The following is a 20,301-nucleotide window of genomic DNA, read 5'->3' on the forward strand; positions in this document are numbered from 1 at the left end:
GTACTTGTTCGGTGCAGCCGAAGCCGCGGTCAGTACACCTGGGGTGGGGTAGCGGCGAGGGAGCCGAGCAGCACCAGCGCCTCGGCGCTCGGTGAGTTCGGCTCGGCGTGGTAGACGACCAATTCCTGTCCGGGACTGGATCGTACGTCGAAGGTCTGCATGGTCAACTCCACGAGTCCCACGTCGCGGTGGTCGAACCGCTTGCGCTCCAATGATTTTCCACGCGCGTCGTGGCGGGCCCAGAGTTCGGCGAATTCGGGGCTCGCCTCGAGCAGGTCGGCGAGCACCTGACGGACGCGCGGATCATGCGGCGCCGCACCGTATCCCAGGCGGAATCCGGCGACGACGTTGCGGGCCACGTCGGGCCAGTCGCGATAGAAGCTTCGCGCGGCCGGATCGGTGAACACGATCCGCAGCAGGTTGCGGGAGTGGCGCCAGCCGGAGAACAGCGCGTCGGCGATGGCGTTGGCGGCCAGAACGTCGTAGGCGCGGTTGTAGACGACCGCCGGATTGTTCGGCCAGGCGGCGACCAGCTCGAGCAGGCTCGGATCGACGCGGTCGCCTGCGGTCGCGTGCGCGCGGGGGGCGAGTCCGGCGAGCCGGAAAAGGTGCCCGCGGCCATCCTCGTCCAGGTCGAGCGCGGCGGCGAGCGCGTCGACCACTTGGGTCGACGGCCTGCGCTCCCGGCCCTGCTCGAGGCGGGTGTAGTAATCCGCGCTGACCCCAGCGACATGTTCGCTATACATTCCGTCGCTAGCTTGGTGGTATGGCTAGGACGACGTATACGGAACCGGCGTGGCTTGTCGAGATCAATGCTGCCTTGGCTGCTGGGGTGGCGGGGGTGGACCCTGCGGAGTGGGTGTACGGCTATGTCCGTATTTCGCGGGATGAGAAGGACCGGGCGGAGGGGGTGCAGTTGCAGGCCAAGAACGAGGTCGCGTATGCGGCTCGGAAGGGGTTGCGGTTGGCGCGGATCTTGTGTGACAACGATCTTTCCGGCGCGGATGCGGATCGTCCGGCGTTGCGGGATCTGCTGGCGCTGGTGGCCAGCGGCCCGGCGAAGATCGTGCTTGCGCGTGATGTGGCGCGGTTGACTCGTGATTACGACCTGGGCAACGAGCTGATGAAGCTGGGCCGGGACGAGCAAGTGCGGTATGTGTTCATGAAGGACACCGAGTACGACCTGACCACGGGCGCGGGCCGCAAGAATTTCATGGTCAAGGTCGCCGAAGCCGCCGAGTACCGGGAAACCAACACAGAAAACCTCCTGGACCGGATGGGCGAGGAGGCCGCCAAGGGTGCGATGCAGGGCGGTGCGCGCCGGTTCGGGTACGGCAAAGTCGTTGGCACCCACCCGCTTACCGGTGCCGACATTTTGGATCGGTGTGCGTTGCGGGCCGAGGAGATAGCGGTTCTCGAGGAGGGCCGGGACCGGGTGATCAACGGCGAGTCCCAGACCACGATCATCACCGATTGGAACGCCCGGGGGATCACCACGTCCGAGGGCGGGAAGTGGCGGGTGGGCAAACTGTCTCACCTGCTGCTGTTGGAGGCGTATGTGGTCTACGACCTGGGTGAACACACCGACACGACCGGTGCCCGGTGTGCGTGCTTGAACAACCCGGAGGGGAACGGCATTCGGGTGCACGCGCGCACCGGTACCCGCCATCGTGCGCAGTGGCCGGGTATTTTCACCCGCAGCGAGCACGACGCGATGCGGGCAGCTTTGACCGCGCACCGCCGCCTCAAGGAGCCGGATCGTCCCCGGCAGCGAAACGGCGAGTATTGGCTGACCGGGCTGGCCGAGTGCGGCGGCACCTGGGGCGATGGCCGCGATCGGGCGGGGCAGTATTGCGGCACGTGGATGGTCGGTTCGCAGTTGGAGCGTGAACGCAAGAACGGCACCGTTGTTCAGCGCCGGTATGGGTGCCAGTCGAAGGATTCGGCGAAGGTGGCGTGTGGGTGCGGGCGGGTGTTCCGGGACGCGGGCGCGTTGGAGATGTACGTCGCGCAGCAGGTGATCGCCGCATACGAGCACCCGGAGATCTTGGCCCGTCTGGATCGCGGGAACGACAATGTGGCGCGCATCGCGGAACTGCAACAGCGCATCGAGACCACGGCGGGGAATCTGGATGCCGAAACCGACCGCCGCACCGAGGTGCTGACCGGTGCCGGTGACGCCGACGACTTGCGGGTGATCGAACGCACCATCGCAGGACTGAAACAGACACTGAAAGCGCTTCGTGCCGAACAGGATTCGTTGCGTGGCGCGCAAGCCCTCGCTGTGCTGGCCGACATCGGGTCCACGCCGGGTGAATTGCGTCAGGCGTGGGATACGAAGGGTCCGCGCTGGCGGCATGAGGCCGCCGCGCGGCTGATCGAGAAGGTCATCGTCAAACCCGCGCGGGTGTATGCCGCGAAATGGGTCGACCAGAATGGCAAGGCGTGGCGGTTCGACACATCCTCGGTCGGGATCGTGTGGCGGGATCTATAGCCACACTGGCTCCGCTGGTGAATCCTGACGGCGGTTATCGGTGAACTCTGGCGTCAGATGCCGGGACCGAGATCTGCTGGGATCGGCGGAATCTGACGTCATCGGCGAGTGTGTCTGGCAGGTTGGGCGTGTCCGACGAACGCCCTGCAATGTCGATTAGCGTGCGCCCGTCAACTGACCTGCCTGCACGAACCCGGATCGGGCACGAGCAGTGGTATGGGCTAATCCAGCACTCACACGGTGTAGTGGATGAGTGGCGAATGACGGCGCTGAATCTGAGGAATCGCGATATGCATCCAGTGCAGCATCCACGAAAAGGGTGCATCCGTGTCGATCCAGTGCCAGCCGGTCAGCGGTGGCTCGCTACCTTGTCTCAGCTGAACAGGCCCGAGGCCCGATCGCAGGTTCCACATCAAGCCCTTTCCAAGAATGCAGATCGCGTCGAGCGGGTGCTGTGGAGAGTCTTCTTTGAAGTGGAGTTTTGTGGGTTGTACAGGTGCCAGCGGAGCATCGTTCATCCGCTTCAATACCGTGTCGATGGCAACGTCGTTCTCGAATGCCAACACGAAGAAGGGCGGAAGAAGCTGAGTCTCGACCAGGTACCCTTCCGAATGGTTTAGCACGACGTCATCCTTCCCGACCGCACGCCGAAGCCGCTTGAAACGAATCCCTTTCTCGATGCAGTCTTGCAGTTCGCCGGTTGTGAGGCGGGTCTTCACCTCGCCGACCGCGGCTACACCGTCGAGCATGTACGGCATCGGTTGGTGACCGGGGTGGGTGAAGGGGTGGTCCAGCGTCGTGACAATGACGTCCATTTGACTACTGGTGTCGCCGTACCGGTCGAAGACCTCGCCGTGGCCGACGTCGAATTGCCGAGGTAGCACGCCACGAAGCGCCTTTCGTGCCGCGTCTTCAACGCGGCTGCCACGGTTGCCCATATGGTTCAGGCCGACACGGGCTTTGCCGAGCTCGACTAGCAGTTCCGCTTCGACCGCTCGGAACATGTCCCCGAGCTTTGAGGCGCGGCGGTTTGCTTCCCGACCATTCACTCCGCCGATCGTAGCGGTGGTAGAAGCTGGCGCTAGGCGAAGGTCAAGCTGGACACTGCCCGGGGGCAGCGCCGCTCGTCCGCTGCCCCGAGTGCGCACCGAAATGCCGCGTCTGGTTAGTGGTTGGCGGCATCGTGGGTTGTGAATGATTCAGCAGACATCGACACCGCCCCTGGCGGTGAGGATTTGGTCCTGCGGTTGACGGCGGCCAGGGACTCGACCGCCCATACGACTTTGCGGTGGTGGCGTTGTACGAGGACGGGCGCGTCACGCAGGCCCTCGAGTTGGATCACCATCTCAATCGGCTCGCGACCGACAAGCTGCGTCTCGATACTGAGTCGGCCGGAACCGATGCGCTGCCGCCGATTTCAGGGTGATGAGGGTCATTCCCTGGGCGGATCGGCGGGGAAGTCTGCCAGGTCAGTGAGGACGAGTCGGCGGGCCGGGACCTGACCGTCCAGCATGTCGGTCAGGCTGGCCGCGGTGAGGTCGTGGCGGCCGTCGAGCACGGCCCGCACATAGCTGGGGAGGGTGGTGAGTCGCCGTCGGTCCAAGACGGACGGGTTTACCGGCTCTCCCGCATCCGGCGGGAACATACGCACCAAGCCCCTAACATTGAAGGGGCCTCTGAGCAGACGCCAATGGATGACATCGACGGCGTCGGTGAAAGCCTCGGGGACACGATCGCGTGCGCGACTGGCGGGGGTGGTGGAGAAGATCATCGACCACGGCATCGCATGCTCCAGATAGCGTGGCACGTAGTGCGGTGGGCTGTACCGCAGCAGATTCACCACGAAGCGACTCGGTAGCACCGAACATCCCCACCATCGCGGATTCTTCTCCCCCAGAGCAACCACCTCGTAGCCGTCGGCGCGGGTGGGATTTCGGATCACCATCGGCTGCCACGGCGTATGCGGGAAGTATTGGTTGGTGTGCAGTGCCGCCATGTCCTCACCGTCGAAATGGTCGCCTCCCCAGCCGTTGTAGAACACGTGGTATGGGAGATATCCGCGTCGATTGCATCCCTCGATCAGCAAGTCGATCTGACGGTCGTCGGCACCCTTGGGCCGATGGCTCAGGTACCGATAGTGGTGACCGAAGAACTTCTTAGCCTGCACGCGCAGACACACCCATCGCGTATCCGATCCGATCCACCATTCCCAGTCCGCCCCGACCCGCGCCTCTTCCTGTTTGCTGGGCTTGTGCACGAGGATCTGCGGGAACTGTTGGTTCAGTTCGAACAGCACGTAGTCGGTGATGGATTCTTCACTGGGTGCCAGGCCACGCGGTTGTCCATGTTCGAGGCGTCGCCATGTGTCCACGGCCAGGTAGTCCATTGCCGCCGTCAGATCTGAGTGCGTCGCCATGCACCGATCATGTCGTGTGAACCTGCCGTCGTTACAGCGGCGCCTGCCTACTGCCGGACATGTTGTCCGAAAATAGGCAGGTACCGCAGCGATGGGACGTTGGTGTCAGCCGAGCATGTTGGCGTGCATCGCTTTTCGAAAGTTCTTTGCGGGCGGGGTGCTGCGGCACTCGAGTGTCCGAGGCATCCGGCCTGATCTGCGTTCGCCTCGACCGCCCGCGTGTGGTGGTTGTCGGTGGCGGCGGCCATGAGCGCCACCGCCAGGATCCAGCTACGGAACTTCCTGCTATGCCGCTGATCGCTATGACAGAACCGGCGACAGCCGGATCACGAGCCGGACTGTGACGCCAGATTTCGCCGATACAACATCACTGGCATACAGGGGTGCCGTCAGGATTCACCGATCAGCGACGTCGCGGTTTACCGATGTAGCCAGCCAACCACTCACGCCGCGCGGCGATGATCGTCTCGGTCCAGGTCACGGTCCCGGGGGAGGGTGTTGAGTGCGTTGCGCAGGAACAACGCGAGAGACTCGATCACGGCCAGGTTGTCGATCCTGGGCGGCAGCCCTTGCCGGATACGGCTTTCGGCGACCAGGCGGCGGGTCTGCTCGCTGGTCGGTCCCACCCACATCCCGTCCTTACCGCCACCGGAAGTCGATCCGGTCGACTGGTCGGATTCCGGGCGGCGGGGGCGGCGCGGGCGGGCGTTGAACGGTATCGGGGAGTGGTCGGCATACATGGGAAGCTCCTGGTCGGTCAGGCGGCGCGGGTGGCCGGGGCGGGGGTAGCGCGGCGAGGCGCTGGCGGGTGGTGGGCGGTCCGGCCAGCGGCAGAGACAGCGTCGGGTCCTGCAAGTCACGGGCCGAGGTCCGCAGGAACACCACCACCAGGGCCGATGTATTCGGGCATGATCACGCCGCGACGCAACGAGACGACGTTCGGTGGCGCGGCCAGCGGCGAATCCACGCTCATGCCACACCTCCGTCGAGAACCATCTCTTCGCCGCTGTCGGCGTCGAAGTCGTTGTCGCCGAGATCGGTTGCCGCCTCGGTAGGGTCGGGTTCGGTGAGCGGGGCCGGTGGTGGCACCCGGTCGAGGTCGAGGTCGATGTCGGTGTCGCCGGTGTCGCCGGTGGTGGCGAGTTCGCTGGGGTCGGAGGTGATCAACATGTTCTCGGTGGGTGAGGCCAGCGACCCGAACACCGCCCGGTCGGTGCCCCCGACCGCGAGCAGGCCGCTGCCGCGCGCCGCGGAGAGCAGGAATTGTTGTTCGCCCTCGGAGAGCCGGAACGCGGCGGCGACCTCGTCGATGGCTTGCGGGGCTTGGCGCAGCAGGATCTGGGTGGCGGCGTTGGAGACGATCGCGCGCCCGAGTTCGGTGGACAGGACATCGGCGCTGTCCTGGGTGGCGACGGTGAGTCCGGCCCAGTGTTTGCGGAAGCTCTTCGCGGCCCGGAAAAGGAATTCGGCTGCGGTGGGTTGGCGCATGAGCAGCCACGCCTCGTCCACGGTGATCATGCGGGGCCGTCGATCGGCTGGACTCGACACGCGCCGCCCTGTCGCGTCCAGCACGAGCAGGGTGCCGATGGTCTTCAATTCCTCGGGTAGCTCGCGCAGGGAGAACACGATCAGTCCGCCTTCGGGGTCGGTGATGGTAGGCCCGTCCAACAGCCCGGCATAGGCCCCGCCGCCGACGAACGGGTGCAGGGCGGCGGCCAACTCCCCGGCGGCGGGTGTGGCGAGGCGTGCGAGTTGGTCACGCAGTCCGCTCAGCGTCGGCGCGGGCCGGGTCCAGGTGGCGGGGTCCTTGGTGATCCCGACAGCGGCGTAGGTCGCCGCCAAGGCCGTGTCCAATGCTGCCCGCTGCGCGGGGTTCTGGTCGCCGAGCAGGACTTGGATGAGGGTGTGCAGGAACAGTTTCCGTCGTGTGAGGGCGTCGGTGGGTGCGGTGCGGCGGCCGTCGGGGCGGGTGTGGATTTCCAGGTCGAACGGGTTGAGTCGCCCATCGGCGGTGCCGAGTCGGATGTGGGTGCCGCCGACGGTTTCGGCGAGGCGGCGGTATTCGTCTTCGGGGTCGATGACGACCTGTTCGATGCCGCGATACAGCGACCGCAGGATCTCGGTCTTGACCAGATACGACTTGCCCGCTCCACTACGGCCCAGCACAACGAGGTTGTGGTTGTGAGCCTCAGGACTAAACCGGTCCACGAACAGCAACCCCGAGGCGGCGTCACGTCCGTAGAGAACGCCCTGCGGGCGGTCGGCCTGGGCCGGGTCGGCGGCAGGCAGCTGCGGGGAGTCGAAAGGGAACGCCGCGGCGAGGGCGCTCGTGTCGAAGGTCCGCTGAACCCGGATCAGATCGAGCCCGAGCGGGAGGGTGGTGGCCCAGGCTTGAGCGGCGCGGTAGACCAGGGTGCAGGTATCCACCAGCAGGCTCGCGGCCAGGGCGCGGACGGCGGCGACCTCGTCGGCCAGTTCGGCCTCGCTGTCGGCGTGCACGGTGAGGTACACCCCGACCCGGAACAGGCGCGCTTCGGCGCGGGCGACGCGGGCCGAGAGGTCGGCGGCGTCTTCGACGGCGACGTCGACCTGCGGGTCGGTCAGGCGGCCCCGGCTGACGTCGTGCATGCGGGAGGACTCGAGGCGTGCCTGTTGGCGGCGCAGCCGGGTGGCGGCGGTGGCCGGGTCGATGGGGTCGATGTGCACCGCGACCTCGACCCGGCCGGGATGTGAGAGCAGGGGTGCGAGCCAGCCGGCGGTCACTTCTCGTGGGTATCCGGTGACCGCGAGGGTCGCGGTCCAGTCCGAGCCGATCTCCAGATGCCGGGTGCCGATCGTGAGTGATTCCGGCGCGAACCGGTCGAGGCCTTGGCCGGTGAACGGGTCGGGTGTCCGGACTTGGGGGTCGGTGGTGATGATCGCGTCGGCGGCGGCGATGTCGGCGGCGGCCGAGACGAGGCCCTCGGGGTTGGTGCAGCTGGTCAGTACGGCGGTGGCCGCCACGTCATCGAGGGCGGTGACCGAGATACCCAGCGGTGCCAGCACATCGGCGGCCTCGTTCATCCTCCGCAGCAACCGCGACTCGGCCGCTCGGCGAGCGCCGGTCGACAGGGCGTGCCGTGCCCGGCTCCTGCCGGGCAGCCGGGCACGCACCCCGGTGGCGGCCAGGGTCTCGGTCTGTTCGCGCCAGATCAGCAGTACCTGCCGGTGGACCGGGTCCTCGCGTGTGGTCAGCTCGGCGAGGTGGTCGGCGTGGTCGAGCGCGGCGGCGGCGAGGTCGGGGGACATCTGCTCGGCGGCGGTGTGCAGGCCGGTGATGTGTTCGGTCAGGTCCAGGCGTGCCGAGCGCACCAGGATCTGCACGGGTCGGCGCAGGGTGTGTAGCCAGCCCGCGAGCTGCCCGACGAGGCTGTCCTGCTCGGCCGGGGTGCGCAGCGAGAGGTTGAGGGTTCCGGCGACCGCGATGACGGCGAGCCCGTCGGCGCCGAGGTCGATCACCCCGACACCGCCACCGCTCGCGGTCACCGACTCCGGTAGCCGCGCCGCCTGAGCGGTCAACCCTGTGGGTGTGGGTGGGCGAGAACGGGTGCCGGTGGCGCGGTCGCTGATCCATCTCGGTGGTGCCTGCCCGCGCGTTCTGACGAGGTGACCTGGCCGCAGGCGATGCCGGATCGCGGCCACCAGCAGCAGGTCGGCCGACAGACCGTCGCGGCGGGTCAGTACCGCCACGGCGACCACGACCAGGACCGGGGCCGCGACGGCAGCGAAGACCGCCGGAGCGATGACCGTTCTGGTCGCGGCCCAGGCCGAGTACAGCAGCAGGGCCGCCGTAGCGAGGACGGCGAGCTGGCGGGCGGCGAACGGGCCCAGGATGCGGTCGGAGCGGTCGACGTCGGCGGGGATGCGCACGATGGTGCTCATCGCAGGGTGCCTCCTCTCGGTGCGCGTGACGCGCGGCGGCGCACGGGCAGATCGGGCATGGGCAGATGCAGCTGCCGCCCCGCCGGGCGCGTCGGAGCGGGCGCGGGTGGCTGTGGTGGGTTCGGTGGCGGCACAGCGGGTTTGACCCGGGTGACCGGGAACGGCAGCGGGTACTGGCCGCTACGGTTCGGCCGAAGACGCGCGTAGGGATCGGCCGGGGTGGGTTCGGTGAAGTCGAAGGCGAGTTGTTCGGGCCGCCGCCGGGGGCTGGGGCGTTCCGGTGGCGGGACCGGTGCCGGTGTGGGCCGGACCCGCCGCACCGGGATCGGAAGCGGGTACTGGCCCCCGGCCCCGGCCCGGATGCCCCGGTACGGGTCCGGCGGGGTGAAGTCGAACGCGAGTTGCCGTCCCCTCGGTGTCCGGGCAGGGCGGGGCTGCGGGGTGCCGGTCGAGTCGGCCGGTGTCGAGCTGGGTTTCCGCGCGACTCGCCGCACTCCTTCCAGGGGCAGCATCAGCTGCCCGTCTCGCGTCGAGCGCACCCGAGCGAACGGGTCAGGAGACCCCGAGCTCGCCGCGGCGGCGGGGCGAGGCGTGCGCGGGGCGCGGGCGGGTCGTGGGCCGCGCCGGGCAGGTGCGGCCGAGGCGGCGGTGCGGGCGCTGCCCGATGTGGCTCCCTTGAGCAGGCCGAGGGTTTTGTAGGCGATGAAGCCCCGCGCGATCGACCCGACGAAGCTGCGGCCTTGCCCGATCTTGAGGACCGACAGCAGCCAGAACGGGGTTTTGATCAACACGAACATCAGCGCCAAAGCGACGGTGAGGTCCGCGATCCCGTTGGCGTCCGGGCCGAAGAGGTGCCATCCGCCCGGGGCGAGCAACACCCGCAGCACGGTCACCAAGATCAGTGACTGCACGACCTGGATCGCCAGGCACGCGGCGAACGAACGCCACCACCACCGCGCGACGCCGTCGATGCCGGGCAGTGCGTGACACATCAACGCCAGCGGTGCCGCCACGATCAGCACGATCGTGATCGAGACACGGATGACGTAGCTGATGAGCAGCACGAGCAGCATCACCACCAACGCCAGGTGCAGCAGCAGGAAGAAGCCGTGGCTCTGGGGGGTCCCCGCGAGTTCGGCCAGGGCATCGGCGGCCGAGGCGGAGTCGACACCGTCTCCGGCCACCGCACCTGCGAGGGCGTTGGCGAACCCGATCGCCGCCGTGGCGATCATCATGCTCAGTCCCCCGGTGACGAACCCGACCACCAGCCGGGGCGCGAGCTCGCGGATCGAGTATTGGGTCTGCAGGGTCTCGCGCGCCATCAGCAGCACCCCGGCCGCCATCACCACCAGCACGTAGAGGGCGGTGACGATCTGCCAGGACTGATTCCACAGCGCCCCGATTTCCGGTATCTGCCCCGGTTCGGGAGTGGTGAGCAGGGTTTCCGACAGCAGCTCGAGCAAGGGGTTGAGCGCGGACTCGACGATGCGCTGGAAGAACCCGTCGATCGCGTTCTCCACGCAGCCGTTGATGTTGGTGACCCCACACTCGGCCGACCCCGAACCGGATCCGGGCGTCGGGGTCGTCGTGCCGGGGGTGGTCGGGGCGGGCGAGGCCGAGGGCGGGGTCGGGGTGGTGGAGGGCGGGGTCACCCACCGGCTCGGCGGAGTCGTCGTGGTCGGTGGTGTGGTTGTCGGGGCGGGTGTGGTCGGTGTCGGGGTCACCGGCACGGTCGGTGTCGCGGGCTGGGCGGTGGCACCGCCAGCGCTGGTGAGCGCGATCAGGACCGCGGCGAGCACCGCCGCTGCGGCGGCGGCAGCGGTGCGCGCGGTTGGTGAGTACTTGACGGGGACGGGTGCGGGTGGGGCCTGTGCCGAGGTGTTCACGGTCAGGCTCCGATGATGGACGTGAGAACGGTGACGATGACCGGTGCCAGCATCGCCAGCGCGTAGCCGAGGCAGGCGGCGCGGAACGCGGTCTTGGCTTTTTCGATCTCGCTGGGATCGCCGCCGCCGAGCAGATAGCGGGCACCGGCGATGGTCAAGAACAGGGTCGCCAGCCCGGCCAGGATCCCCACGATCCAGTTGCGCGCGTTGTCGATCACCTCACCCAGCGACGAGGCGATTGCGAGCACTTCCGTGTGCGGCGGTGCCGCCGAGGCTGATCCGGCGAGCAGGACCAGGAGCATCACGGTCGTGCCCAGGACCGCGAGCACACTAGGCCAGAGTCGCCCGCGCGGAGCCGATGCCTGTGGCGCCTCGCTGAGATTTCCCTGGTTGGTGTTCACGCCGCCACCTGCCCGTGCTCGGTGCTCGACTGCGCCGGGGCCGGGGAGTGCCGGTTCGGCCAGCGACCTCGCCGCGGTGACCGGTCCGGCGCCGCGAGGGCGGTGACCGCCTCGGCCTCGACCGTGCTGGTGCGCTCGTGGTCGAGGTCGCGGGCGCGGTCGGACAGCCACACCAGCAGGGCGCGCTCGGCACGGGGCCGGGCCTTGCGCAGCTTCCACAGCGACACACCGCGTTCGGCCGCCAGCGCGGTCAGCGACCGGCCCTCCCACCGCGACGCTGCGATGAGTTCGGCGGCGTCAGCCGAGATCACCCCGGCCGCTACTGCTTGGGCCAGGACCGTCTCGGGATGGCCCGGTCCTGCCCCGAGAGCACGCACCCGCTCCCCCAACGCTGCCAAATCACTGTCGGGGTCTCCGACCGCTGTCACGCCTGTTCGCTCGGAGGTTGCGGCTTTGAGGACCGCACGGTAGGCACCCCACCGAAGCCGATGCCAGACTCCCGGCTCGTCCAGGCCGATGCGCGGCAGGTGGCTCAGGAACGCGGTCAGGATTTCGGACTCGATGTCGTGGCGGGCGGTGTTGCTCACCGTCACGTACTCACTGGCGGTCCGCGACAGCATCGGAGCGGCCAGCCCGGCGCACACCAGCATCGCGTCGTCCTCGGTGGCGCGGACTCGTTGCAGCAGCCATACCCAGATCGCGTCGACCTCGGCCATCGGGGTCGCCGGATCCCACAGCCGCTCCCGCAGCTGTCCCCACGTCTGCATCGGGGCGACGGCGGTGGCCTGTGAGGTTGATGCCGAGTACGGACCGGCGGGCAGGGTCTGCTCGGCGATCCGGTCGAAGCCCGCCCACACCACCGCCAGCGGCGAGCCTGCAATACCGCCCGATCCCCGATATTTCACGGCGCGTGAATTCGTCACCACAAATCTCCTTGATCGATCGAAACTTCCGACCTCGCAAGGACACCTCGCACTCATATCCAAAACGCACCCACACCACCCCCAAAACACACCCGCGAAACACCCAAACCACATCCAAAACACATCCGCGTCCAGATGGCGAACCAAGAGCTACCGCCGGAGGACCGGACTACACCTGTGCGGCGGATATCTCTCACCTCTGCCTCGAACAGCAGATATCCGAGCACGGGTGTGGTTTGGGTGCGGTTTGGGTGCGCTGCGGATGCGGTGTGGATGCGGTGTGGGTGCGATGCGGATAGGTCCAAATCCGGTGCGGCAAACCGCACGAAAAATCTTGAAAAAATTCTCGACCGATGCGCTCTCGAAGGCATTCCAGCGACCGATCGCCACTTACGAAATTCTCAGAAAAAAGTCTCGGATGCCGTGTCCCGATTTCGGCTTTTTGGCGGAAGTAAGCGAGTACACACCGCTCTCTCACAGGAGGCCGCAATGCCTGCCAGTTCCCGCCGACCCCGTTGCACCGCCGCCGTGGTGATCCCCTCGACGCTGTGGGGGCTCGGAAGCGAACCTCTCGACCCCGGCGACCGCTGGCCCGACCGGGCTCTGGTCCACACGATCACCGAATTCTCGGCGCCGGGGGCGAGGGTGATGCTGCTGGGCTGGCCCGCCCCCATCGAGCGGGGCGCGCTGCGGATCATCGAGTCCGACACCGCCGCCGCGCTGTCCACGGTCGGGGATTTGGGTCGTCACGGGCTCGATGCGCCCACCGGCCGGACGTGGACGGGTGAGCCGGTGGATCTGGTCGTCGCGAGCCTGCTCGCTGATCACCTCGACCCGATCGCCGCCGCCGAGCACATCACCGCGCTCGCAACCGAAGTCCTCGCGATGGGCGGGTTGCTGGTCGTTTTCTCCCGCTGCCGACACAGCGACTCCGGGACCTTGTTCGACCCTGCCGGATCGGTCGTGGCTGCCGCGCAGGCCGCCGATCTGCTCTACCTCCAGCACATCATCGCCGCCCCGATCTGCGGGCACCAGATCACCGCGCCCGCCGAGCCGACGCCCTCGGGCACCGCGCGTCACGCCGTCGCGCACACCGACGTCTTCGTCTTCCTCCAGCCCGCACATGGCTGAGCCCACACGCCCGCTGCCCCAACGGAACTCTCACGCGAAGGACGCCCCGATGACGCTCGAACCGACCGCCACCGCCACCGCCGACATCGACTCCGGCACCCCCGCACAGACCGCCGCCGTCGCGCCGGTGTCGGTGTGGGCGACAGCGCAGACCGCGCCCACCGCGCAGCGGCGGGGGCGCTATCACCCCGACAGCACCGCCCATCCCGCGAAGATGTTCCCCGCCATCGTCCAGCACGCGATCGCGACCTACACCCGTCCCGGGGACATCGTGCTGGATCCGATGTGCGGGATCGGCACAACCCTGGTCGAGTCCCTGCACCTGGGCCGCCGCGCGGTCGGGGTGGAGTACGAGGGCCGGTGGGCGGAGCTGGCGCGCACCAACATCGCGCTCGCTCGCGAGGCCGGGATCTATCTCGCCGCGGACGTCTATCACGGCGATGCCCGCAAGCTGGGCGATCTGGTCCCGACCGAACTTCGCGGCCAGGCGCGCCTGGTCATCACGTCCCCGCCCTACGGCGACAGCTTGCACGGGCACGTGCGCGCCAACCGCAAAGAGCCGGTGCTGAAGAAGAACCACCGCTACGGCCAGCTTCTCGACCGAGGCAACCTCGCCAACGTCGGCCTCGGCCGCCTGTTGTCCGGGTTCACCAAGATCCTCGCCGGGGCCGCCGACTACCTCGCTCCCGGTGGGCATGTGGTGATCACCGCGCGGCCGTGGCGTCAGCACGCCGAGCTGGTGCCGCTGCCCGCCCACCTCTACACCTGCGGAGAGCTGGCCGGGCTGGTCCCGGTGGAGCGGTGCGTGGCATTGCTGGGCCGCCTGTCCGACGGTGAACTCATCGCCCGGTCGAGCTTCTTCCAGCGCGACTTCATCGTCAAACAGCGCGCGGCCGGGCTGCCGATGCACCTCATCGCCCACGAGGACGTCATCATCCTGCGCAAGCCGGAAGCAGCCGAGGCGACCGCACGCCGCCGCGCGGCAGGGCGATTCCCGTTCGGGAGCGCGGCGACGCTGCCGAACATCGAGATCACCGGCCCGGGATCGGTGGCCGCGTGAACACCGCACACGACCTCGAGCAGGGGTGGTTCGGCCGGGCGCTTCTCGCGCCTGGCCGGGCTGTGGGCGACCTCGCCGAGACGCTTCACCACACCTTCACCTCGACCGATGGCCTGATCGTCGTCGCGGCCGGTGTCGCGGTGCTCGCCGCGGTAGGACTCGTGGGCCGGTGGCGGCGAGGCCGGCTGAGTGCGCGTGCTCGTCAGATCACGGTGCTCACCCCACCCGAAGTCGACGCCAAAGGCGCACTCGCCTTCTGGGCCCACCTCATCGGGCAGCTCCGCCCCGCGTGGGCGCGGACGTTGCTGGGGCAGCCGCATCTCGGGTTCGAGTACACCGTCACCCCCGAGGAAGGAGCCGCGATCCGGCTCTGGGTGCCCGGCGCGATCCCTCCTGGTCTCGTCGAACGCGCCATCGCGTCGGCGTGGCCCGGTGCGCATACCGACACCCTCGAACCGGCCCGGCCCCCGCTCCCAACCCCGGTGAAAGGTGTGCGGCGGAATGTCGCGGGAGGGGAGTTGCGCCTCGGGCGCCGCGAGGGACTCCCGTTGAGTACCGATCATTCCGGTGATCTGGTGCGCCAGCTGATCACCGCCGCCGACGACCTCGCCCCCGGTCAGGCGACCTGTGTGCAGATCCTCGCCCGACCGGTGACCGGCCGCCGCGTGGCCCGAGCCACCCGCGCCGCGGCGAGCACCAGCAGTCGCGCCGGGGTTGCGGCGGGACTGCTACGCGAGGCCCTCGACCTGCTGTCTCCCGGCGGGGGCAGCGCCCGCTCCTCGCGCACCGCCGCCGGTGGTGTGGGCAGCGGGCGGGCCACTGACCGTCAGACCTCCCTCGAATACAGCGCCGCCGCCCGCGCCGCAGCGGCCAAAGCCCGTGGAGCGCACTGGGAGACGGTTGTCCGCTACGCGGCCTCGATTCCAGTCGCCGACGACGCCGACTCGTCAGCGCAGGCGCGGGCGGTGGCACGCGGGCGCGCCGACGCTCTCGCCACGGTGTTCGGGGCCTGCACCGACCACAACTACTACCGGCGGCGGCGTCGTCTGCGCCTTCAGTGGTTGATCCGGCAGCGGCGTCTCGGGCGCGGGGACGTGTTGTCGGTGCCGGAGCTGGCGACGATCGCGCATCTGCCGACCAACGACGGGCTACCGGGCCTGCAGCGCGCCGGGGCCCGCGCCCTGTCTCCGGCCCCGGAGATCCCTGTCGGCGGGGAGTTCACGAAGCCGTTGGGCATGGCCGACACCGGCACTCGTCGCCCGGTCGCGGTCAAAGTCAGCGACGCGCGCCATCACCTGCACATCCTCGGCCCGACCGGTGTCGGTAAGTCCACCCTGCTGGCGCGCACGATCCTCGATGACGCCGAGGCCGGGCGCGGGACGATCGTCATCGACCCCAAAGGCGACCTCGTCACCGACGTCCTCTCACGGCTGCCCTCGCGCATGGGTGAACGGGTGGTGCTGTTCGACGCCGACTCTCCCGCCCCGCCACCGTGTGTGAATCCGCTCGATATCGGCCGGATCGGGCGCGCGGGAATGGATCTCGCGGTCGACAACCTGGTCACCGTCTTCCACAGGATCTTTCACCAGTGGTGGGGGCCGCGCACCGACGACATCATGCGCGCAAGCCTGCTCACCCTGTGCGCCCAACCTGGCATAGCGACTCTGGCCGACCTGCCCCGCCTGCTCACCGAGCCCGCCTTCCGCTCCCGGATCACCCAGACCGCCAAAGACCCCGTCCTGCGCGGATTCTGGGACAGCTACGAGCAGCTCTCCGACACCGGCCGCGCCCAGCTCACCGGCCCTCTACTGAACAAGCTACGCGCGTTCCTGTTGCGCCCATTCGTCCGCGCAGCCATCGCGGGCGGACCCTCCACGGTCGAGTTCGCCGACATCCTCGACAACGGCGGCATCTGCCTGGCTCGCCTGCCGAAAGGCTCACTCGGAGAGGAAACCTCACGCCTGGTCGGGTCGCTGCTGGTGGCCCGGACCTGGCAGGCGGTGACCGCGCGGGCCCGGGTGCCCGCCGCCGACCGGCCCGACGCTGCTCTGGTGCTCGACGAGGCACAGAACTTCCTCAACCTGTCCACACCGATCGAGGACATGCTCGCCGAAGCCCGAGGACTCCGGTTGTCGCTGCTACTGGCACACCAGAACCTCGGCCAGCTCTCACGCGAACTGCGCGACGGCATCTCCGCAAACGCGCGCAACAAGGTCATCTTCGCCGTGTCACCCGACGACGCCCGCGACCTGGCCCGCCACACCGACCCGTGGCTGTCCGAACACGACCTGTCGCATCTGGACGCCTTCCACGCCGCCGCCCGCCTGCTGGTCGACGGCCGCAACGCCAGACCGTTCACCCTCACCACCCGGCCCCTGGACCCACCCATCCCAGGCCGCGCCCGCGAGATCGCCGCCGCCGCCCGCGCCCGCCTCACCACAGCACCAGCCGCCTCCACGTCCGGTCCCGTCCCGGGCCCGCAGCTGCCCTAGCCCTAAACGTCTGAGAAAGGTTGCCGCACTGATGATTTCCATCGCCGATCCTGAACGCCAGGCCGACACCCGTGCACCTCGTCCCAACCGGGCGCGCGAACCGCGCCCGATCGTGGGTGGGTTGACCGGGCGCGACCGCTGGATCCTGCGCATGGTCCACGAACACCGTGTCCTGACCACCGACCACCTCGCCGCGCTGGCGTTCCCCACCGCCAAACTCGCGCGCCGCCGCCTGGCCGTCCTCTACAGCTACGGCGTCTTGGACAGGTTCCGGCCCTGGCGTAGCAAGGGCAGTCGCCCCTACCACTGGACCCTCGCCCCCTCCGGGGCCTCGGTGCTGGCCGGTGAGGCTGGGATCAAGGTCCGTGAACTCGGCTACAGCCATCAGACCGCGCTCTCGGTGGCGCACAGCCTGCATTTGAAGCACGCCCTCGGCGTCGCCGACTGGTTCACCACTCTCACCACCCGGCCCGGCGGCGGGGAGGTGTCTCGGTGGTGGTCGCAGACTCGCTGCCAACGCCTTTGGGGTGATCTCGCCCGCCCCGACGCCTTCGGCCGCTACACCCGCGGCGAGGACGTCCTCGATTTCTACCTCGAATACGACCTCGGCTCCACGGCCCTGTCCAGGGTCGCGGCCAAGCTGCACGGGTTCGCTGAGCTGGCCCGCACCACCGGGGTCGTCACGCCGGTCCTGCTGTGGGTGCCGACCACCGAGCGAGAGGCCAACGCTCGTGCGGCGTTGCGCCGGACGTGGGAGCGGCTGCCCGATCCCGTAGCGGTACCCGTCGCCACGGCCGCCGCAGACCTCCTCGCACCCGCCACCACCGCGAGCCCGGCCGAGCGGGTGTGGCTGCCGCTGCACACCGACACCGGCCGCCAGCACCTGCACGGACTCACCGATGTCTGGCCGATGCGCACGCCCCCGAACAGCGAACTCGACACGGAACCGACCTGGGCACCCCTGGCCGGGGTAGTCGCCCTGGCCCCACCCCCGCCCCTGCCACCGGCCATCGAGGACTGGTGAGGTAGCGATGCTGGTCAAGGCACTCGGGGCAGGGTTCGGCGCGTTTGTGTTCCTCACGGTCGTCATCGCGACCGTGGTCACCACAGTGATCGTGTTCGACCACGCACTCACCGCACCCGCCCCGGGAGCCTCGACCGGCACCGGCTCGACCCCGAGCACCGAAGCCCAACAGGACATCCCGGCCGAGATGCTCCTGCTCTACCAAGCCGCCGCCGGGGACTGCCCCGGCCTGGACTGGAGCGTGCTCGCCGCGATCGGCAAGATCGAGACCGACCACGGCCGCTCCACGCTGCCCGGCGTCTCCTCGGGTGAGAACGCTTCCGGGGCCGGTGGGCCGATGCAGTTCCTCGCCCCGACGTTCGACTCCGTGATCGCCCGGCACCCGTTGCCCGCCGGTGGCGCGAACCCGCCCTCGCGCTACAACCCCTCCGACGCCATCCACGCCGCCGCTCACTATCTGTGCGACTCCGGTGCGCCCGAGGACATGTACAGCGCGATCTTCGCCTACAACCACGCCGACTGGTACGTCGACCAGGTCCTCGACCAGGCCGCCCGCTACCGCACCACCGCGCCCGACACCTCCGGCGGCGACTGCCACACCACCTCACCAACGAACCCGACAGCCGCGCAGGTGATCTCGTTCGCCTGCGCGCAGCTGGGCCTCCCTTACGTGTGGGGCGGCAACGGGCCCGAGGTGAATGGCGGCTGGGACTGCTCCGGACTCACCCAAGCCGCCTACCGCGCCGCCGGGATCTCCATCCCGCGCACCACCTACGACCAAGTCCACACCGGCACACCGGTCTCCGAGGACCAACTCGCCCCCGGCGACCTCGTCTTCTACGGCACCGCCACCGACGTCCACCACGTCGGCATCTACCTCGGCGCAGGCCAGATGGTCCACGCACCCACCTTCAACGAACCCGTCCAAGTCTCGCCCTACCGCTGGAACGGCGACGACTACTACGCCGCCCGCAGACCCACACCCACCCACGACGACGACCCCCGCCCGGCCACCTGACCAGCCCCTCGCAAGAACGGAGAAACTCGTGCACCACAACAACTCTCATCCCCGCCGTACCGCACGTGCGGCACTGTGCGCGGCCATCGCCGCGACCACCGTGACGGCCGGTGTCGCCGCCGCAGAACCCACACCCGACCGCACCGGCACCCCGTGCCCGCGATGGACCGCGCTGCTGGCACCGGGCACCTACGAGACAACCCCCACCACCGGGCAGACGACACCCGGGATCCTCACCCAACTCGGGGGCTCGCTGAGCAGCCGCTACGGCACCGATATCGAGGTTCGCACCCTCGCGCCCTCCGCCGGTGCGGGGTCAGTGAGCCAAGCCGACCTCACCGCGGCGGTGAAGGGGCTGTGCTCGGACACCCGAGTCGTTTTCGCCGGCTACGGCCAGGGCGCCGAGGTCGCCGGCGACCTCGCCACCACCCTCGGCAACCGAGGGGGCCCGATTCCGGCCTCTCGCGTCCTGGCGGTCGCTCTCGTGTCCGACCCGCGCCGCGACCCGGCCACCGCCCAGCTCGGTACCCCGGTCTCCGGGCAGGGTGTCACCGGGCCGCGCTCGCAGGGCTTCGGCGAGCTGACCGATCGGGTCCGCACTCTGTGCCTCGACGGTGACAGCTACTGCTCGACTACCGCCGAGTCGTCGCCCGTCCTCGCCGCGGTGAGCCGCGCCCTCACCACCGCCACCTCGGCCACCTCCACTCCGGCCCCGACCAGCACCGCCAAGTCCACCACCACGGCGAAAGCCCCCGCCACCACAACGAGCACACCGACCATCAGCATCGGGTCGGCCTCGACCGGGCAGATCAGCGTGTCGCAGGTCCTGGCCCAGGTCGTCACCGTCCTGCGCGGGCTCGCCAGCTTCACCGCGAACGTGCCCGCGATCGTGGCCGACCTCGCCCAGCTGCCCGGACTGATCACCGCCGCCGACGTACGCGGCGTGCACCGTGTCGCGGGTGACCTGAACAACCAGTTCAACCCGCTGGTCGAGCTCGCCGACGGGCTCGACCTGCGCCTGGTGGCGCGGGCTCTGGCGTTGGCCGCGCCGCTGGACACCACCGGGGTCGCCACGATCGCCGCCGAGATTGTCGGTGTCCTGGCTGGACTCGACATCTCGCGTATCGCCACCGATGTCGGCCGTGCGCAGGAGATCGCCTGGACCGCTGTGGAATTCCTTGCCGATGGTGACCCGGTGGCGGCGGTGCTGACGCTGACCGGGCTGGCACCAGTCGCCACCGATCTCGTCTCGGCCACCGCCGCAGCGTTCACCGGCCAGCAGTTCCCCACCCTGACCAACACCTACACCACCAGCACGGCCGGAACGGGCACAGCGGGCAGCGCCACCGGTACGGGCACCGCCGTTCCGGCCGCCCAGGACGGCCACACGGGCGCATTCGACGCCACCGGCTACAACACCGCCGCCCCCGTGCTGACCGACTGGATCACCCAAGCCATCGACCGCAGCAAGTAGCCCGCGCCGTCCCACACAGCGCACAGAAAACGGCCCGTGGTGCCGAGCGGAATGCTCGGCA

17 protein-coding genes are annotated in these 20,301 nt (G+C 69.0%); 9 read left to right on the forward strand and 8 right to left on the reverse strand.

Translation table 11 applies throughout. The features are described from left to right. Nucleotides 1-29: 29 nt before the first annotated feature. Nucleotides 30-746, reverse strand: a complete 717-nt coding sequence (locus tag AB0H50_RS31465; protein WP_357459808.1) for a helix-turn-helix domain-containing protein — start codon at nt 744-746, stop codon at nt 30-32. Nucleotides 747-766: 20 nt separating this feature from the next. Between AB0H50_RS31465 and AB0H50_RS31470 the strand changes: the two genes are divergently transcribed. Beyond that, nucleotides 767-2,494, forward strand: coding sequence for a recombinase family protein (locus AB0H50_RS31470; protein ID WP_357459811.1), 1,728 nt, complete (start codon nt 767-769; stop codon nt 2,492-2,494). Nucleotides 2,495-2,727: 233 nt separating this feature from the next. Here the strand turns inward: AB0H50_RS31470 and AB0H50_RS31475 are convergent, their stop codons facing one another. Next, nucleotides 2,728-3,543 carry a DUF6602 domain-containing protein gene (locus AB0H50_RS31475; RefSeq protein ID WP_357459813.1) on the reverse strand — a complete coding sequence of 272 codons (816 nt, stop codon included), beginning with the start codon at nt 3,541-3,543 and terminating at the stop codon, nt 2,728-2,730. A 242-nt stretch (nt 3,544-3,785) separates the two neighbouring features. Here AB0H50_RS31475 and AB0H50_RS31480 point away from each other — a divergent pair, with 242 nt between their 5' ends. After that, nucleotides 3,786-3,920: a hypothetical protein gene (locus tag AB0H50_RS31480; protein ID WP_357459816.1), complete on the forward strand. Its 135-nt coding sequence runs from the start codon at nt 3,786-3,788 to the stop codon at nt 3,918-3,920. Nucleotides 3,921-3,926: 6 nt separating this feature from the next. Here the strand turns inward: AB0H50_RS31480 and AB0H50_RS31485 are convergent, their stop codons facing one another. From AB0H50_RS31485 to AB0H50_RS31500, 4 genes are all read right to left on the reverse strand, one after another. Beyond that, a complete protein-coding gene (locus AB0H50_RS31485) occupies nt 3,927-4,880 on the reverse strand; it encodes a DUF6615 family protein (protein ID WP_357459818.1) in 954 nt (317 codons plus the stop codon). 473 nt (nt 4,881-5,353) lie between these two features. Next, nucleotides 5,354-5,650, reverse strand: a complete 297-nt coding sequence (locus tag AB0H50_RS31490; protein WP_357459820.1) for a hypothetical protein — start codon at nt 5,648-5,650, stop codon at nt 5,354-5,356. Between the two features lie 229 nt (nt 5,651-5,879). After that, nucleotides 5,880-8,831, reverse strand: coding sequence for a PrgI family mobile element protein (locus tag AB0H50_RS31495; RefSeq protein WP_357459823.1), 2,952 nt, complete (start codon nt 8,829-8,831; stop codon nt 5,880-5,882). Further along, nucleotides 8,828-10,351 (reverse strand): hypothetical protein, encoded by a 1,524-nt coding sequence (locus AB0H50_RS31500; RefSeq protein ID WP_357459826.1) that lies wholly within the window; start codon nt 10,349-10,351, stop codon nt 8,828-8,830. Before AB0H50_RS31500 ends, AB0H50_RS31495 begins: the two co-directional genes overlap by 4 nt. A gap of 10 nt (nt 10,352-10,361) precedes the next feature. On the opposite strand from AB0H50_RS31500, the gene AB0H50_RS31505 reads away from it, so the two are divergent. Continuing rightward, nucleotides 10,362-10,733: a hypothetical protein gene (locus tag AB0H50_RS31505; protein WP_357459828.1), complete on the forward strand. Its 372-nt coding sequence runs from the start codon at nt 10,362-10,364 to the stop codon at nt 10,731-10,733. Here the strand turns inward: AB0H50_RS31505 and AB0H50_RS31510 are convergent. After that, a complete protein-coding gene (locus tag AB0H50_RS31510; protein WP_357459831.1) occupies nt 10,720-11,118 on the reverse strand; it encodes a pilin in 399 nt (132 codons plus the stop codon). The two genes, AB0H50_RS31505 and AB0H50_RS31510, sit on opposite strands and share 14 nt — an antisense overlap. Continuing rightward, nucleotides 11,115-12,041, reverse strand: a complete 927-nt coding sequence (locus AB0H50_RS31515) for a hypothetical protein (protein ID WP_357459834.1) — start codon at nt 12,039-12,041, stop codon at nt 11,115-11,117. Before AB0H50_RS31515 ends, AB0H50_RS31510 begins: the two co-directional genes overlap by 4 nt. Nucleotides 12,042-12,530: 489 nt before the next feature. On the opposite strand from AB0H50_RS31515, the gene AB0H50_RS31520 reads away from it, so the two are divergent. From AB0H50_RS31520 to AB0H50_RS31545, 6 genes are read left to right on the forward strand one after another with little or no spacing between them, the layout of a single operon-like run. After that, nucleotides 12,531-13,172: a hypothetical protein gene (locus AB0H50_RS31520; RefSeq protein WP_357459836.1), complete on the forward strand. Its 642-nt coding sequence runs from the start codon at nt 12,531-12,533 to the stop codon at nt 13,170-13,172. Between the two features lie 49 nt (nt 13,173-13,221). After that, nucleotides 13,222-14,232 carry a DNA methyltransferase gene (locus AB0H50_RS31525; protein ID WP_357459838.1) on the forward strand — a complete coding sequence of 337 codons (1,011 nt, stop codon included), beginning with the start codon at nt 13,222-13,224 and terminating at the stop codon, nt 14,230-14,232. Further along, nucleotides 14,229-16,724, forward strand: a complete 2,496-nt coding sequence (locus AB0H50_RS31530; RefSeq protein WP_357459840.1) for a DUF87 domain-containing protein — start codon at nt 14,229-14,231, stop codon at nt 16,722-16,724. Before AB0H50_RS31525 ends, AB0H50_RS31530 begins: the two co-directional genes overlap by 4 nt. 31 nt (nt 16,725-16,755) lie before the next feature. Beyond that, nucleotides 16,756-17,748, forward strand: a complete 993-nt coding sequence (locus tag AB0H50_RS31535; RefSeq protein WP_357459842.1) for a replication-relaxation family protein — start codon at nt 16,756-16,758, stop codon at nt 17,746-17,748. Nucleotides 17,749-17,755: 7 nt separating this feature from the next. Continuing rightward, nucleotides 17,756-18,766 (forward strand): bifunctional lytic transglycosylase/C40 family peptidase, encoded by a 1,011-nt coding sequence (locus AB0H50_RS31540; RefSeq protein WP_357459844.1) that lies wholly within the window; start codon nt 17,756-17,758, stop codon nt 18,764-18,766. 28 nt (nt 18,767-18,794) lie between these two features. Beyond that, a complete protein-coding gene (locus AB0H50_RS31545; protein ID WP_357459846.1) occupies nt 18,795-20,240 on the forward strand; it encodes a cutinase family protein in 1,446 nt (481 codons plus the stop codon). The last annotated feature ends 61 nt before the right edge of the window (nt 20,241-20,301 follow it).

The organism is Nocardia sp. NPDC050793 (assembly GCF_040654065.1).
Classification (GTDB): Bacteria; Actinomycetota; Actinomycetes; order Mycobacteriales; family Mycobacteriaceae; genus Nocardia.